At 71.7% G+C, this 15,925-nt stretch carries 16 protein-coding genes; 10 read left to right on the forward strand and 6 right to left on the reverse strand.

The window, feature by feature from the left end:
- Window positions 1–56: 56 nt before the first annotated feature.
- Window positions 57–902, forward strand: a complete 846-nt coding sequence (locus AB0N73_RS09545) for an alpha/beta hydrolase (protein ID WP_363562769.1) — start codon at window positions 57–59, stop codon at window positions 900–902.
- Window positions 903–995: 93 nt separating this feature from the next.
- On the forward strand, window positions 996–2,324 hold the full coding sequence (locus tag AB0N73_RS09550) for an NAD(P)/FAD-dependent oxidoreductase (RefSeq protein WP_363562771.1): 1,329 nt from the start codon (window positions 996–998) through the stop codon (window positions 2,322–2,324).
- Between the two features lie 18 nt (window positions 2,325–2,342).
- On the opposite strand, the gene AB0N73_RS09555 is transcribed toward AB0N73_RS09550, so the two are convergent.
- Together AB0N73_RS09555 and AB0N73_RS09560 are read right to left on the reverse strand one after the other, a co-directional pair.
- Window positions 2,343–3,245, reverse strand: a complete 903-nt coding sequence (locus AB0N73_RS09555; RefSeq protein WP_363562773.1) for an alpha/beta hydrolase — start codon at window positions 3,243–3,245, stop codon at window positions 2,343–2,345.
- A gap of 25 nt (window positions 3,246–3,270) precedes the next feature.
- Entirely contained in the window at window positions 3,271–3,507 is a 237-nt protein-coding gene (locus AB0N73_RS09560) for a hypothetical protein (protein WP_363562775.1), read from the reverse strand.
- A gap of 133 nt (window positions 3,508–3,640) precedes the next feature.
- On the opposite strand from AB0N73_RS09560, the gene AB0N73_RS09565 reads away from it, so the two are divergent.
- Window positions 3,641–6,190: an excinuclease ABC subunit UvrA gene (locus AB0N73_RS09565; RefSeq protein WP_363562777.1), complete on the forward strand. Its 2,550-nt coding sequence runs from the start codon at window positions 3,641–3,643 to the stop codon at window positions 6,188–6,190.
- A 19-nt stretch (window positions 6,191–6,209) separates the two neighbouring features.
- Here the strand turns inward: AB0N73_RS09565 and AB0N73_RS09570 are convergent, their stop codons facing one another.
- Window positions 6,210–7,049, reverse strand: coding sequence for a helix-turn-helix transcriptional regulator (locus tag AB0N73_RS09570; RefSeq protein ID WP_363562779.1), 840 nt, complete (start codon window positions 7,047–7,049; stop codon window positions 6,210–6,212).
- A gap of 172 nt (window positions 7,050–7,221) precedes the next feature.
- On the opposite strand from AB0N73_RS09570, the gene AB0N73_RS09575 reads away from it, so the two are divergent.
- The 3 genes from AB0N73_RS09575 (at window position 7,222) to AB0N73_RS09585 (ending at window position 10,207) form a co-directional block, all read left to right on the forward strand.
- Window positions 7,222–8,151, forward strand: a complete 930-nt coding sequence (locus tag AB0N73_RS09575; protein ID WP_363562781.1) for an SDR family oxidoreductase — start codon at window positions 7,222–7,224, stop codon at window positions 8,149–8,151.
- 88 nt (window positions 8,152–8,239) lie between these two features.
- Window positions 8,240–9,190 carry a hypothetical protein gene (locus tag AB0N73_RS09580; protein ID WP_363562783.1) on the forward strand — a complete coding sequence of 317 codons (951 nt, stop codon included), beginning with the start codon at window positions 8,240–8,242 and terminating at the stop codon, window positions 9,188–9,190.
- A gap of 12 nt (window positions 9,191–9,202) precedes the next feature.
- Entirely contained in the window at window positions 9,203–10,207 is a 1,005-nt protein-coding gene (locus AB0N73_RS09585; protein ID WP_363562785.1) for a hypothetical protein, read from the forward strand.
- A 33-nt stretch (window positions 10,208–10,240) separates the two neighbouring features.
- Here the strand turns inward: AB0N73_RS09585 and AB0N73_RS09590 are convergent, their stop codons facing one another.
- Window positions 10,241–10,708 (reverse strand): VOC family protein, encoded by a 468-nt coding sequence (locus AB0N73_RS09590; RefSeq protein WP_363562787.1) that lies wholly within the window; start codon window positions 10,706–10,708, stop codon window positions 10,241–10,243.
- A 42-nt stretch (window positions 10,709–10,750) separates the two neighbouring features.
- Between AB0N73_RS09590 and AB0N73_RS09595 the strand changes: the two genes are divergently transcribed.
- The gene (locus tag AB0N73_RS09595) at window positions 10,751–11,101 is read left to right on the forward strand and encodes a MerR family transcriptional regulator (RefSeq protein WP_363562789.1); all 351 of its coding nucleotides are present in this window, start codon (window positions 10,751–10,753) and stop codon (window positions 11,099–11,101) included.
- 1 nt (window position 11,102) lies between these two features.
- On the opposite strand, the gene AB0N73_RS09600 is transcribed toward AB0N73_RS09595, so the two are convergent.
- Window positions 11,103–11,516: an SRPBCC family protein gene (locus tag AB0N73_RS09600; protein WP_363562791.1), complete on the reverse strand. Its 414-nt coding sequence runs from the start codon at window positions 11,514–11,516 to the stop codon at window positions 11,103–11,105.
- The gene (locus AB0N73_RS09605) at window positions 11,513–12,001 is read right to left on the reverse strand and encodes a MarR family winged helix-turn-helix transcriptional regulator (protein ID WP_363562793.1); all 489 of its coding nucleotides are present in this window, start codon (window positions 11,999–12,001) and stop codon (window positions 11,513–11,515) included. The genes AB0N73_RS09600 and AB0N73_RS09605 overlap by 4 nt, the downstream gene beginning before the upstream one ends.
- Before the next feature lie 160 nt (window positions 12,002–12,161).
- Between AB0N73_RS09605 and AB0N73_RS09610 the strand changes: the two genes are divergently transcribed.
- From AB0N73_RS09610 to AB0N73_RS09620, 3 genes are all read left to right on the forward strand, one after another.
- Window positions 12,162–12,812, forward strand: coding sequence for a hypothetical protein (locus AB0N73_RS09610; protein WP_363562795.1), 651 nt, complete (start codon window positions 12,162–12,164; stop codon window positions 12,810–12,812).
- A gap of 214 nt (window positions 12,813–13,026) precedes the next feature.
- Entirely contained in the window at window positions 13,027–13,602 is a 576-nt protein-coding gene (locus AB0N73_RS09615; RefSeq protein WP_363562797.1) for a helix-turn-helix domain-containing protein, read from the forward strand.
- Between the two features lie 10 nt (window positions 13,603–13,612).
- A complete protein-coding gene (locus tag AB0N73_RS09620; RefSeq protein ID WP_363562799.1) occupies window positions 13,613–15,856 on the forward strand; it encodes an LLM class flavin-dependent oxidoreductase in 2,244 nt (747 codons plus the stop codon).
- Window positions 15,857–15,925: the final 69 nt, after the last annotated feature.

Genomic DNA, 15,925 nt, shown 5'->3' on the forward strand with positions numbered 1-15,925 from the left:
CGGGCTGGAAGACTCGTCCGGATGCATACGCTCCGTTCGTCCGCGCAGGGCCCGAGGTGAGCGCCGCGCACCGCATGGGCGAATCGCGGTACCTCTCACTCGACGACGGCAGGCGCCTCCACCACCGCCGCGCCGGCACCGGCGCCGCGACGGTCGTCTTCGAGTCGGGGATGGGGTTCTCCAGCGCCGCCTGGGGGCGCGTGCAGCCGGCGGTCGCCGCGCACGCCGCGACGCTCGTCTACGACCGTGCGGGCATCGGCCGGAGCGAGGTCGACACCGCACCGCGGACGTTGGCGCGGGCGGCGGCGGACCTCTCGCAGCTGTTGTCGAGCGTGGCGGGCCCGCTGGTGCTCGTCGGACACAGCTGGGGCGGCCCGATCGTGCGCACCGTGGCGGCGGGCGGACGCTTCGACGTGCGCGGCGTCATCCTCGTCGACCAGTCCGACGAGAACGTCGACGCGTACTTCGCCCCCGCCGTCGAGAGACGGATGTCGCAGACGGGCCCGCTCTTCGCCCTCGCGATGCGGCTGAGCGTGACCCGGTTGCGAGCGCAGGCCACGCGCGGCCAGTCCCCCGAGGTCGCCGCGGAGCTGCGGCGGGACCTCGCCGTCGTGGCGCAGACGATGGGCGCCGAACTGGGAGATTTCCTCCCGGCGCTGCGCGATCTGCGCGCGCATCCCGAGCGGATGGATCCGCTCCGCGACCTCGACGTCACGGTGATCACGGGCCTCCGGGCGGGGCTGACCGATCGGCGCCAGCGGTCCGACCTCGCCCACGGACACCGCCTCACCGCCGAGCGCCTCGGCGCCCGCCGGGTGGCGGCGCCGCGGAGCGGTCACAACGTCATGTTCGACGAGCCCGACCTCCTCGTCCGGGAGATCGTCCGCTCCCTCCCGCGGTGACACCACCCTCTTGCGCGCAGGGCGGGCCCACGCGCTAACGTCGGGCGCAGCGAGCGGGCGCACCGGGGCACCGCCGGGCGGGCGGAGGCCGACATGGAGCACATCGACACGATCGTCGTCGGGGCCGGTGTGTCAGGACTCACCGCCGCGCGGCTGCTGCAGGGGGCGGGCCGCCGCGTCGTCGTGCTCGAGGCCCGTGACCGCGTGGGCGGGCGCGTGTGGACCGACCGCACGGGAGGACGCGTGACCGATCTGGGGGCGTCCTGGATCCACGGCATCACCGACAGCCCGGTCGCCGCCCTCGCGGATGCGGCGCGGATGCGCACGGTCGAGTTCACGGTGGGCGGCTACCAGCCCGACAGCCGTCCGATCGCGTACTACGGACCGGACGGCCAACGCCTCTCCGAGGCGGAGACCCGCGCGTTCATCGCCGACATCCACACGGTCGACGCCGCGCTGCGGGATGCGGTCGACGCATCCGCTGCCGATGCGTCGTACCGCGATGCGACGGAGGTCGCCCTCGAGGCCCAGGGGTGGGGCGGCGAGCGCACCCAGCGCGTGCGCGAGTACCTGGAGCACCGGTCGGAGGAGCAGTACGGGGCGTGGATCGAGGACCTCGCGGCGCACGGGCTCGACGACGACGCGATCGACGGCGACGAGGTCGTCTTCCCGGACGGCTACGACGGCGTGCCGCTCGCCCTCGCGGCGGGTCTCGACATCCGCCTGGGTCACGTCGTCTCGCATGTGCGCTGGCGCGAGGGCGGTGTGTCGGTGACCGTCGGCGGCGAGACGCTCGAGGCCGCCACCGCGGTCGTCACGGTGCCGATCGGCGTCCTGCGCTCGGAGGACCTCCTCATCGAGCCGCCCCTGCCGCAGCCGGTGGCGGGCGCACTCGACCGGCTCACCATGAACGCGTTCGAGAAGGTGTTCCTGCGCTTCGACACGGCGTTCTGGGATGCCCACGTCTACGCCATCCGCCAACAGGGTCCGGAGGGACGCCGCTGGCACTCCTGGTACGACCTCACCGCCCTGCACGGCACACCGACGCTGCTCACCTTCGCCGCGGGACCGACGGCGGCGGAGATCCGCCGATGGAGCACCGACGAGGTGACCGCGTCGGTGCTGGCGCAGCTGCGTCGGCTCTACGGCGACCGCGTCGAGGAGCCGGTGCGCGTCGACGTCACCGCGTGGCAGGACGATCCGTTCGCGCGCGGGTCGTACGCCTACATGACGCTCGGTTCGACGACCGCCGACCATGACGACCTGGCGACGCCGATCGGCGGCGTGCTGCACCTGGCCGGCGAGGCCACGTGGACCGACGACCCCGCCACGGTCACCGCGGCGCTGGAGTCCGGACGCCGCGCGGCGGTGAACATCCTGGGCACCGACGTGCCGGTCGCCGCGTTGTGGGCGCCGGGCTGAGTGCCGCGCGCGGCGCGATCACCGAACCGCCGCGCCCAACCACTCCTGGGCCCGGCCGATGAGAGCCTGCGCGACCGGCGTGTGCTTCGCCCAGTTCTCGAACCCGTGCGCTCCGCCCACGACCAGGTCGACGTGGACGGGCACCCCCGCGGCGTCCAGCGCGTCGGCGTACGCGCGGTTCTCGTCCGCGAAGAGCTCGGTGTCGGTCCACGTGAGGAACGCTGCGGGCAGGCCCGCGACATCGGTCGCCCGCCCGGGCGCGGCGTAGCGGGGCGGCGTGAGGGTGCCGGGCTCGGCACCGAGGTAGGCGCCCCATCCGGCCCGGTTCTTCTCGTTGTCCCACACGGCGTGCCGCCGGGCGTCGAGCGAGCGATCCGCCGCCGTCCGGTCGTCGAGCATGGGCGCGAACAGCCACTGCGCGACCGGCTGCGTGCCGCCGTCGTCGTGGAGGCGCTGCGCGACACCGGCGGCGAGACCGGCGCCGGCGCTCTCGCCCCCCACGGCGATCCGGGTGGGATCGACGTGGAGCTCGTCGGCGTGCGCCAGGAACCAGTGCCAGGCCGCGAGGACGTCGTCGTGCGCGGCGGGGAACGGATGCTCGGGCGCGAGGCGGTAGTCGACCGACACGATCACGATGCCGAGCCGCTTCGCCGTCGACAGGCAGAGGCTCTCGTCCTGCGTGGCCGCGCCGAACAGCAGGCCCCCGCCGTGCACCCAGAGCAGGCCAGGTCCGATGCCGCGCCGCGCGGGCAGGTAGATCCGCAACCGCATCGGACCGACCCGCACCGCACGCACCCGCACCTCGGGATCGCGCGGCACCGGCATGACGCGCAGCGCTGCTCGGATCAGCCACCGCGGCAGCGAGACGTCGGTGCGCCGCAGCGGCTCCCGCAGCTCGGGAAGGATCGTGTCGTCGCTCATGCGGCCGGCCGACGCGGGGGGCGCGTCAGTCCTCGTCGTCGTCGAACGCCTCGGGGTCGGCGATCGCGTGCGCGTGGGTGGCGACCATTCCGGCGAAGAACTCCCCCGCCGACTCCTCGTCGTCCTCGACCGCCTCGATGTCGGCGCGGAAGTCGGCCCAGATCGACTCGAGAGCGGCGTTGAGCGCGTCCTCCTGGCTCAGGCGCGTGAAGAGGCGGGCGACCAGGTCGCCGTCGTACCGGGAAGTCTGCGTGTCAGCCATGTCGCCATCCTAGGCGCGCCCCCGTCGGCATCCGCCGGGAACAGCGGGTGAACAGCGCGGCCGCGTCCCGGCGGTTCCGCGCGGGAAGCGCCACCCCGGCCCTCGTGTCGGCGGCGCCGCCTAGGCTTGCCCGATGCCCGAAAACCTGCGCGACCCCGCCGATGCGTTCGTCCGCGTACGCGGGGCGAACGAGAACAACCTCCGCAACGTCGACGTGGACGTGCCGCGCGATGCGATCGTCGCGTTCACCGGCGTCTCGGGCTCGGGCAAGTCCTCGCTCGCGTTCGGCACGATCTTCACCGAGGCGCAACGCCGCTACCTGGAGTCCGTCGCGCCGTACGCGCGCCGCCTCATCCAGCAGGGCCACGATCCCCACGTGGAGTCGATCACCGGGCTCCCTCCGGCGGTGGCACTGCAGCAGCGGCGAGGAACCCCCAGCTCGCGTTCCAGCGTCGGCACCGTGACGACGCTCTCCAACTCTCTGCGCATGCTCTTCTCCCGTGCGGGCACCTTCCCGGACGGGTTCACAGAGCGCCTCGACTCCGACGCCTTCTCCCCCAACACCGCTGCCGGCGCATGCCCGGAGTGCCACGGCATCGGCGTCGCGCACACCGTCACCGAGGACACCCTCGTTCCCGACCCGTCGCTGAGCATCCGCGACGGTGCGATCGCCGCGTGGCCCGGCGCCTGGCAGGCGAAAAACCTGCGCGACATCACGATCGCGCTCGGATACGACGTCGACCGGCCGTGGCGCGAGCTGGACCGCGCCGACCGCGACTGGCTGCTGTTCACCGACGAGCAGCCGGTCGTGCAGATCACGCCCCAGCGCGACCGCGTGGCGAAGCCCTACAACGGCATGTTCTGGAGCGCGAAGAAGTACGTGTTCCACACGCTCGCCGATTCGAAGAGCCAGACGATGCGCAACAAGGTGCTGCAGTTCGTGCGCACCGGCACCTGCCCGCTGTGCCACGGCACGGGCCTGCGCGCCGAGGCGCTCGCGGTGACCTTCGCGGGGCGCACGATCGCCGAGCTCAACGCCCTGTCGCTGACGGCGCTCGCCGACGTCCTCCGTCCCACAACGCTCCTGACGGATGCGGCGCCCGCCGTGCCGACGACGCGCTCGGGCGAGCGCACCGATGTGGCCGTCGCCCTCACGACCGATCTGCTCACCCGCATCGAGGTGCTGACCGACCTCGGGCTCGGCTACCTCGGGCTCGGGCGCGGCACGACGACGCTGTCGCCGGGTGAGATGCAGCGACTGCGGCTCGCCACCCAGCTGCGGTCGGGGCTCTTCGGCGTCGTCTACGTGCTCGACGAGCCGTCGGCCGGCCTCCATCCCGCCGACGCGGAGCCGCTTCTCGAGGTGCTCGAGCAGCTCAAGAACGCGGGCAATTCCGTGTTCGTCGTCGAGCACAACATGGACGTCGTGCGCCACGCCGACTGGATCGTCGATGTCGGTCCGGATGCGGGTGAGGGCGGCGGCGCCGTGCTCTACAGCGGCGTCGTCGACGGGCTGGCCGACGTCGACGCCTCCGCGACGCGACCGTTCCTCTTCCCCGCCACCGCCCCCTCGGGCGACGACGCGCGCGTGCCGCGGACACCCGCGGCGTGGATGTCGGTCGCGGGGGTGACCCTTCACAACCTGGTGGATGTGGAAGCGTCCCTCCCGCTCGGAACCCTCGTCGCCGTCACGGGCGTCTCGGGGTCGGGCAAGTCGACGCTCGTCAGCCGCGTGCTGCCCGAGGTCGTCGGCGCGCACCTGCGGGAGCGTGGCGGCGAGCGCAGCGGGGCACCGGCATCCGACGACGTGGACGGCGACGCCGTGCTCGACGCCGCGGCACAGCACGACCGCCTCGACACGATGACCGTGCGCGGGACGTCGGGCCTCGAGCACATCGATCGATTGGTGCGCGTGGATCAGAAGCCGATCGGCCGCACGCCCCGGTCCAACCTGGCCACCTACACCGGCCTGTTCGATGCCGTCCGCACGCTGTTCGCGGCCACCGACCTGGCGCGCGAGCGCGGCTACACCGCGGGGCGCTTCTCGTTCAACGTCGCGGGCGGGCGCTGCGAGACGTGTCTGGGCGAGGGCTACGTGTCGGTCGAGCTGCTGTTCCTGCCGGGCAGCTACGGGCGCTGCCCCACCTGTCACGGCGCGCGCTACAACCCGGAGACGCTGGAGGTCACCGTCGCCGGCAAGAACATCGCCGAGATCCTGGCGCTCACCGTGACCGAGGCGGCGGATGTGCTGGCGTCGGTGCCGGCGGCGGCGCGGAGCCTCGGGACGCTGCTCGATGTCGGGCTCGGCTACCTGCGCCTGGGGCAGCCCGCGACGGAGCTCTCCGGGGGCGAGGCGCAGCGCATCAAGCTGGCGACCGAGCTGCAGCGGGTGCGGCGCGGCCACACCCTCTACCTGCTCGACGAGCCGACCACGGGACTGCATCCCGCCGACGTCCGACGGCTGCTCGCGCAATTGCACGCGCTCGTCGATGCCGGCGACACGGTGGTCGTGGTCGAGCACGACATGGACGTCGTGGCGGCCGCCGACTGGGTCATCGACCTGGGCCCCGCGGGCGGGACCGCCGGCGGGCGCATCGTCGCGGCGGGGACGCCGGACGCCGTGGCCGCCGACCCCGCGAGCCGCACCGCGCCCTACCTCGCCCGGCGGTTGCCGGCGCGCTGAGGCCGGGGCGAGCGGCCGATCAGGCCAGGGACTGCGCGCCGATGACGGCGAGGAGCTGGAGCTTCTGGTGGCTCTCGCTGCCGGGCTCGGCGGTGTAGACGAGAAGTCGGTGGGACTGATCGGGGTCGAGGAGCGTCTGGCAGTTCAGGGCGAGCGTCCCGACCTCCGGATGGGTGAACCGCTTGACCTCGGGCGGATGCACCCCGACCTCGTGGGTGTCCCACAGGGCACCGAACTCCTCGCTCTCGGCGCGCAGGGATTCCGCGAAGCGCACCGCTCGCGACCCCGGCCCGCGCAGGGTGGCGATCTCGCGCAGGCCGGCGGCGTACACGCGTGAGAGCAGCGCGGCGTCCTCCGGGCCGTACGCGAGCCTGGCCGCGGGATCGGTGAACCAGCGGTAGCCGAGGCTGCGCTCGAGCCCGGTGTACCGGCTCGCATCCCCGGTGAGAGCGACCCCCAGGGGTGTCTGCCGGAGGGTCTCGCCCAGTTCGTTCACGATCTCGGCGGGGGTGTCGTGCAGACGATCCAGGATGCGCAGCATCCCCGGGCTGATGTGGTCGCTGTTCGCTCCGCGGGCGGGCGGATGGTGTCCGGCCAGGCGGAAGACGTGATCCCGTTCGTCGAGCGAGAGATGCAGCCCCTGCGCGATCGACGCGATCATCTGCTCCGAGGGCTGCGGACCCGTTCCGCGTTCGAGGCGGGAGTAGTAGTCCGTCGACATGTGGCAGAGCGCTGCCACCTCTTCGCGGCGGAGCCCGTTCGTCCGGCGCCGCGGGCCGCGCGCGAGCCCGACGTCCTCGGGTTGCAGCTGCTCGCGCCGGTGTCGGAGGAACGCCGCCAGGCCGGGCCGATCGATCACGGTGTTCTCCTCGCCATCCGGTGCGCGTGGTTCCTTTCTATCCGGTGACCGGCACCGTAACCACGGTCTCGCGATCAGTGGATACGGCGGCACTGAATCCGCTCGGCGGGAGCGCGCACTCTGATCTTCAGCGGCGCCCACCGCGGCCGACACCCACGACGAAGGAGACCTCATGGCTCGCACGACCCACACCCCCCTCCCCGACCTGACCGGAAAGCTCGCCGTCGTGACGGGAGCGAGCGACGGCATCGGGCAGGTGATCGCCGCCGACCTCGCCCGCGCGGGCGCCGAGGTCATCATGCCGGTGCGCTCGGCGGCGAAGGGCGAGAAGGCGGCGTCCCGCATCCGCACGCAGACGCCGGGTGCCGAGATCGGCATCCGACCCCTCGATCTGTCCTCGCTCGACTCCGTCGCGGCGCTCACGGCAGACCTCGTCGCGGAGGGCCGGCCGATCGACATCCTGATCAACAACGCCGGCGTGATGACGCCGCCCGAGCGGCAGGAGACAACGGACGGCTTCGAGCTGCAGTTCGGCACGAACCATCTCGGGCACGCCGCCCTCACCCTGGGGCTGCTTCCGCTCCTGCGCGCGGGTGGCGCGCGCGTCACGCATCAGACCAGCATCGCCGCGCGCCGTGGCGAGATCGACTGGACCGATCTGAACAGCGAGAGGTCGTACGACGGGATGACGGCCTACAGCCGATCGAAGATCGCCGTCGCCCTGTTCGCCCGGGAGCTCGACGCCCGCAGTCGCGCCGCCGGCTGGGGTATCTCGAGCAATCTCTCGCACCCCGGCGTCTCACCGACGAACCTGCTCGCCGCGCAGCCCGGCATGGGCCGGCAGAAGGAGACCGGGGGGCGCCGGATGATCCGCACGCTGTCGCGGATCGGTATTGCCGGGACGGTGGGCAGCGCCGCACAGCCCGCGATCATGGCCGCCGCGAGCCCCGACGCGCGCGGCGACGAGTTCTACGGACCCCGGCGCACGGTGGGCGGCCCTCCCGCCCGACTCGAGCTGTGGCCGCCGATGCGGCGGATGGATGACGCGCGCCGACTGTGGGACGAGACCGCGCGGCTGGTGGGCGCACGCTTCACCGGCTGATCGCCGGCGCACACGCCGAGCGGCGAGGGTCAGCGGGTCTGCCTGGGGGAAGCGACGCGCTGAGGCGGGCGAGCGGTACCGTGGATCGATGACCTCCCGTCGTCACCGCGGCATCACGCACGGCGGGTTCGCCGTGACCCTGGTCGCGTCGGCGTTGCTGGCGACCGGGTGCACGCCGATGGCGGATGCCGCTCGTGATGCCGTCCCGAGGGTCGAGCGGATCGTCGGCGACAGCGGAGCGGTGTCCGCATCCACCACGGAGAGTCGCGTGAACGTCGCACCGACGTGCTCCATCCGGGTCCGGCTCGGAGGCGATGCCGCTGCGGCTGAGATCTCGCACGTGCTGGAGGCGGTCTGGGCAGCGCCGGGGGACGCCGCGTGCGTGGTGTCGGCGGTCGAGCTCACGAGCCGCTCGTCGGTGGTGGGGTACCCCGCTGCGGCCATGCCTGCGGACGTCGCGGCGGCGACGGCGGACGCGCTTCTCCGCGTCGAATCCATCACGATCAACGTCACGGACCCGGAGAGCGCGACGGTGACCGCGACGTCGCACGCGGGCGGTTTCGCAACCGCCGCGGACCTCGTGCGCCAGGCCGCCTCCTCCGCCGCCCTGGACGAGGCGTGGGGGCGGGTGTTCTGGTCTCTCGGCTGGTCGCGGGAGGACGCGCCCTACGACTCCGTCACCATCGTGTCCGATGCGGCACCCTCCGCCGGCCTCGTCGACGTCCTCACCGGCCTGGACGATCTCCGGGCGTCGGGAACACTCGGCCAACCGGGAACGGCTGGCCAGACCGACGTGGACGCTCCGATCATCGGAATCTCGATCGGCTCCGTCACCGAGTCGGGAGCGACCACGCTCACCGTAGGATTCACGGTGGAAGGGTGGGATGCCGCCGAGCTCGACGAGCGCGGCGACACGCTCGTCACCGCGAGTCGCGCCGCCGACGCCGCGCGCTCTATCGCCGAGATCGCCGAGCGCTCGGGCGTCTCGGTCGACAGCATCACCGTCAACGACTCGGTGGATCTTCTGCCCTCGCGGTAGGGCGACGAACCGATGACGGATCACGGCGACCTGGGCGCGCACACGGGCGCGGGCAGCAGGTTCACCCAGCATCCTGCGGGATCGAGGGAAACCCCCGTCGAGGCGATCCTCGACGCCGCCGTGGTGTCGTGGTACCCTCCCTATCAGGCGGAGGTCCACGCCATTCGCGAGGGCCTTCGCGCCGACGTGAAGCAGGAATTCGCCGCCGATACGGCGCGGCTCCTCGCGGAGGACCCAAGTCGTCGCGATCTCCTGGCACCCGCGGCGTGGCGAGACGCGCTTCGACTGCTCGGGTTCCTCGCGGGCGCCACGACGATCGCCTGCATTCTCACGGCCTTGGGCTTCGCCCGCCGCAACGAGCCCATCGATGCGTCGACGGTGGCCGTGACCGTCGCGGTGGCGAGCACGATCGCCCTCGCCGCTCTCGGGGCGTCTCTCCTCTTCCCCTCGCGCATGGGAGTTCCGAGTCGGCTCGCATCGATCAGCCTGTGGCTCGCGACCGTCGGCTCCCTCGGGTCGGCTGCCGCGTTGCCGAGCCGACCCGACACCTGGGATGCCGCAACGCCGGCGCTGTGCGTGCTGACGGGCGTGTCAGGGCTCGCGCTCCTCGTGCTCGCGGTGCGCGTGTCCTACGCCCGCCGACCGCGCGCACACGGGCCGGCGCACATCACGGAGGAGGACGTGACGGCATTGCGTCTGGCGGTGATCACCGCCGCGCTCGATCGGTCGACAGCGGCCGTTCGGTCCGCCTGGCAGCGCCTCGACGCGCGGACGCGACGCGCTCTCGAGCGCGAACGGGACGACGCGATCGACGCGCTCGAGGAACGGGACCCGAGCCGCATCGATGCCGCGTGGATGCGCTCCGTCCCGCCAGGGGCGCACGGACTGCCCGCTCTCGCCGACCAGATCCACGAGCTCATGCACCTGGGCGATGCGCAGGCCGTCAGCCGAGCGGAACCGGGACGGTACGGCCACTTCGTGAAACGGAGTCGTCGCCTCTCATCGCAAGACGGATGAGAGCGCGCGGTCCGGCTCGGATCGGGGCGAGGGTCAGGGCGCTGTGAAGCCGGGGCGCGTGTGACGCGTCTCCGCCTCCTCGAGTTCCTGGAACAGCGTGATCTCGAGGTCTGCGGGGGCGTGCAGGCGCGAATTGAGCGAGCGCCAGGGGGTCTCCCGCGGGGAGGCGATCAGCTGCGCGCCGGCCTGGACGAGTTCGTCGGTCGTCGTGCTGCTGTCGTCGACCTCGAACGCGATCCGGATGCGGGCGCTGGGACGCCCGTCGGCTTCGACGGCGTCGATCATGCGCACCTGCGCGGGGTTGGAGAGTTCGAGGGTGGCGGCACCGGCGTCGAGGATCGCGACGCGGGCGTCGCCGTCGCCCTCGAACGCCGCCTTCTCCGTGAGGCCGAGGACGTCACGGTAGAAGGTCAGCGCGGCGTCGAAGTCCTCCGCCTCGACGACGAGGCGGAGCTGCGTCACGCGGGGGCGCGGGTCGGTGTCATGCGAGAGATCTGTCATGTCGCTTACGGTAGAACCTGACATCAATGTGAGGGGCAAGCGATGCGCGTCGGTGAGCTTTCGCAACGCACCGGCGCGAGTGTGCGCTCCCTGCGCTACTACGAGGAACGCGGTCTCATCGAGGCGGATCGGAGCACGAGCGGGCAGCGGCAGTACGACGCCGCCGTCGTGGACCGCGTGCTCCTCATCCGCCAGTTGCTGACGGCGGGGCTCGGGACGGCAGCGATCGTGGACGTGCTGCCCTGCATGGCGGAGCCCGCATCCCAGACGTCCCTGCTCACGGCACGGCTGGTGGCGGAGCGCGACCGGCTCACCGACGAGATCGCCCAGCGCGTCGCCACGAGGGACGCGCTGGAGCAGATCATCGGCGCTGCGCCGCCGTTGCAGGGCTGACCTACCGGAGGCGCGCTCCGCGGGTGTGCTCGGCCAGACGTTCCAATCGGAGTCGCGGGAGCGTGCGAAGGGTGTGCGCGAGGACAGCCGCGAGTGCGCCCTGGCGTTCGACCGTGTGCGCGACCGCCGTTCCCGCCCGCCCTCGCGGCCGGAGTTCCCAGATGCCCTGTTCGCTCAGCATCGGCACCCGCCAGGAGAACGCGATTCGGTGCTCCTCGACCTCGGTGTAGGTGAGCGTGCCGCGCAACCCACGGATCACCTCCACCTCATACACGGAGCCGAGCGTCGCCCGGGCGGCACCGGCGACGCGCACGAACGCGGGGTTCCACTCCGGAAGCCGCGGTGCCGCGAGCAGCGCCTCTCGCACGACAGCGAGCGGCGCGTCGATATCCGCGGCCCCGTGCGCGCGGCTCATGCGCGGACTCGTCGCGGGGTCGCCGCACGCCGAGCGATCGCATCCCCCGCCGGCGTGCCGTTCACCAGACCCTCCAGCGCAGAGGCGAGGACACCCAGGTCGACGCTACGGAGCGCCTCTCGCATGCGGTCGTGCAGGCGCCTCTCGACCCGTGCAGCCTCGCGCTGACGTTCCCGTCCTCGATCCGTGAGACGGAGCAGGATCTGTCGCGCGTCATCGGCTACTCCCTGCTTCTGCACCAGCCCCGCGTCGATCAACCGACCCACCAAGCGACTGGGGTTCGTCCCCGACTCGCACACCAGCAGCTCGCCGAGGCCCGTCAACGTCAACGGCTCGTCATCGACGAGCACACGCAGTACCTCCGCCTGTGCGGGCGTCAGGGCCAGCGGAGCCAATTCCGCGGCGAGCGCTCGGCTCCCTTCGCGCTGCGCAGCCAGCACGAGATACCGGATGCGTTCGATGTCGTCGTCTCCGCCGGAACTCATGTTCAGATGATACGACATGTATGTCGTATCATCTGACCGATCTCTGTTGCGCGCCACCGCTCACCGAATGCGACGGTCGAGCTTCTTCTGTGCGTCGCGGGCTGCGGCTGCCGATGCTCGGCCCCGAGGTCGTCACGGCGACCGATTACCATCGGACCCCATGGGTTTCGCGTTCATCCTGCCGACGTCCCGCCGGCTGCTGGCCGGCCGGGACCTCGCGGCAGAGGGCAGAGCCGATACCGCGGCTCGTGCGGCCGCTCTCCGACACGACTACGAACGCTGGTCCCGATGGTTGCTGGGACTCGTCGCGTTCGTCGTCACGATCGTCGCCGGCTTCGTCGCGACAGGCATGGTGGCGATCATCGCTGCGTTCGACTCCATCTCGACGGTGGATCTCGTCGTCGTGTGCGCTGCCGCCATCGTCTGCGTCGCCGGCGGAACGACGCTGGTCGTCCTGTGGCGCAGCGGCCGAGTGCTTGCACGGGCCGCATCCACAGGATTGCGCGCCGTTTACGGCGGCGAAGATCTCTCGCCGTCGTTCTGGCGCTGGGCGCGGGTGCGGCTCGTCCACGGCGAACCACGCGTCCTCGCGCGTCTCATCTCGGGGACACTCGCGCTCCTGCTGGCCGTCGGGGGCTTCGCACTCGTCGTGAGAGATCTCGCGGCCGGAGCGTCTCTCTTCACACTTCCGACGTTGCTGGTGGCCGTGTGTTCCGCGCTCAGCGGAGTCGGGCAGATCGGGGGCGTCATGCGCATCGTCCAAGGGATGAGCGCCGGAGACCCGGTGTACGCGCGACGGCACCGTCGCTAGCTACGCGGCGTGCGTCACCGAGAAGGGCGCATCCTCGCGACCGCGTTCCCGACGGGAGAACGCAGGATGACGATGCCGCTGCGCTAGCCGCCGCGAGCCCGCTCGGACCTCTGGGGCGCTCCCTCAGCGGCGCCGGTCGCACGGAGCCTCGAGGCACCCCACCCGCCCTGACTATAAACGGATATTCCATCCGTTTATGACGTAGAGTGGTCGCATGTCTCCTCGGGCCGACGCCGTGCGCAGTCGCGAACGCATCCTGGATGCCGCGCGAAGCCATGACGTGCGCGCTCTCCGACTGAACGACATCGCCCGCGATGCCGGAGTCGGCATCGGAACCGTCTACCGGCATTTCCCCACCGTGCGCTCCCTCATCGAAGCCCTGAGCCTGGACTCGCTCGCGCGGCTGACGAATGCGGCGGATGCGGCCGCTGAAGACCCGGACCCTCAGCGGGCGCTGCAGCGATTCCTCGCGGACGCTCTCGACCTGCAGCTCGCCGATGCGGGGCTCGAAACGGTACTCACCGACCTGGGCCGCGTCGATCCGGCGGTGCACAATGAGTGCGCTGCAGCCCGCACCACGATCTTGACGGGATATGCGGCGGTGCTCACGCGGGCGCAGCACGCCGGAGCCGTCCGCAGGGACCTGTCCCCCGCCCAGCTGCAGCAGCTCGTATGCGGCATCGAGCACGCCGTCAGACTCGGCCATCCGGCAGACCGCACGGTGCTGCTCGACATCCTCCTCGTGGGTATCCGCCCCGCACCCGCTCCGGCCCGTTCCTCGGCCGACTGAAAGGACTCTCGTGGATTACGGACATCGGATCGAGTTCGGCGCCTTCATCACCCCGAGTGCAGCGAACCCGCAGAGCCCGGTGGTGCTCGCGCAGGTGGCCGAGGCAGCGGGGCTCGACCTGGTCACCTTCCAGGACCACCCGTACCAGCCCGCGTTCCTGGACACCTGGACGCTCATGAGCTACATCGCGGCGCGCACCGACCGCATCCGGATCGCACCGAACGTGCTGAACCTGCCCCTGCGTCAGCCCGCCGTCGTCGCCCGGTCAGCGGCGAGCTTGTCCCTGCTCTCGGACGGCCGCTTCGATCTCGGCTTGGGCGCGGGCGCATTCTGGGACGCGATCGAGGCGATGGGCGGCACCCGGCTGACGCCCGGCCAGGCCGTATCCGCGCTCGAAGAGGCGATCGGCGTGATCCGCCTGCTGTGGGACACGAGCGAGCACCGTGGCGTGTTCACCGATGGGGCGTATCACCGGGTGCACGGCGCCAAGCGCGGCCCCCGCCCGGCGCACGACATCCCCATCCTGATCGGTGCATACAAGCCGCGCATGCTCGCGCTCACCGGTCGTAAGGGCGACGGCTGGCTGCCGTCGCTCGACTACTTGCAGCCCGGCGACCTCGCACGCGGCAATGCCGCGATCGACGAGGCGGCGGCGTCCGTAGGGCGCGCGCCCCGCGAGATCCGCCGACTGCTCAACATCGGGCAGCTCGCGGCTGACCCCTCTGAGTTCGCCGAGCGACTGGCGACGCTCGCGCTCGAAGACGGAGTGTCCACGTTCATCCTCGCGGGAGACGATGCCGCGCTGCTGCAGTCCTTCGGCGATCAGATCGCCCCCGCGGTCCGCGAGATCGTGGCGCTCGAGCGCCGTGCACACGGCACGGTCGACGCGTCCACCCGGTCGACGGCAGCGCTCGCCGCACGCCGCGACGGCATCGCGTACGACGACGTGCCCGAGGGGCTGCGCGCCATCGAGCCCGGTGACTTCGCTTATGCGGAGGTACGAGCGACCTACATGCGCGGCGGTGCTCCCGGGATCGTCCTGCAGCCCGACTCGCCGCAGCAGGTGGCGGAGGCGATCGCGTTCGCCCGCCGGCATCCGGATGCCCCGCTCGCGGTTCGCAGCGGGGGCCACGGCATCAGCGGCCGCAGCACCAACGATGGCGGCATCGTCATCGACCTGCGGCGGCTCGACGAGATCGAAATCCTGGACGAAGAGCGTCGGCTGGTGCGGATCGGACCCGGCGCGCGATGGATGCAGGTCGCGACGACGCTCGGCGAGCACGGCTGGGCGCTGAGCTCCGGCGACTACGGCGGTGTCGGGGTGGGCGGGCTCGCGACCGCCGGCGGTATCGGTTTCCTGGCCCGCGAGCACGGCCTCACCATCGACCACCTGCGGGCGGCCGAGGTCGTGCTCGCCGACGGCTCGCTGGTACGGACGGATTCCGAGACTCGACCGGATCTGTTCTGGGCGATCCGCGGCGCCGGCGCCAACATGGGCATCGTCACCGCCTTCGAGTTCGAAGTGGACGAGATCGGCGAGGTGGGCTGGGCTCAACTGGCGTTTCAGGTCGACGATCTCGCGGCCTTCATGGAGGGCTACGGACGGATTGTGGAGGCGTCGCCGCGCGATCTGACGATCTTCCTGCTGACGGGCGGTCGGCGACCCGGCCGGCCACTGCTCGTGCAGCTATACGGAGTGGTCGACTCCCCCGATCCCGACACGATCATCGCGCGTCTCCAGCCCTTCGCAGAGCTCGCCCCCGTGGTGCAGCAGTCGGTTCAGCTGGTCTCGTACGCGCAGGTGATGTCCAACGCCGACCTCGGCCCCCAGCACGGTGCGGGCGAGCCGTATTCACGCTCGGCGCTCGTCGACCACATCACCCCCGCGTTCGCCGAGGCGGCGGCGCGGCTGGTCGAGTCGGGGGCGGCGCCGTTCTTCCAGTTCCGCGCCGTCGGAGGCGCGGTCTCGGACGTGGCCGACGACGCGACCGCCTATGCGCATCGCTCCGCGAACTTCTCCGTCGTCGGCCTGGGCGCCGACACGGACCGGCTGGATGCCGCGTGGCAGACGCTCGACGATCACACCGCCGGGATGTACCTCAGTTTCGACTCGACCCTGCGTCCCGAGCGCATCGCTGAGGCGTTTCCGCCCGCCACACTCGCCCGGCTGCGGGCGATCAAGGCCAAGTACGATCCGCAGTCGGTCTTCCGCGATAACTTCGCGATCGAGCCGCTCGCCACCGGCCCCGCCTGAACACACCCCGCGTGCCACATCCGGCATCCGCATCCGACACATTCGTTGCTGCGCTGACGCGCGACGCGG

Source organism: Microbacterium sp. NPDC089189 (assembly GCF_040685095.1).
In the GTDB taxonomy this organism is placed as follows: domain Bacteria; phylum Actinomycetota; class Actinomycetes; order Actinomycetales; family Microbacteriaceae; genus Microbacterium.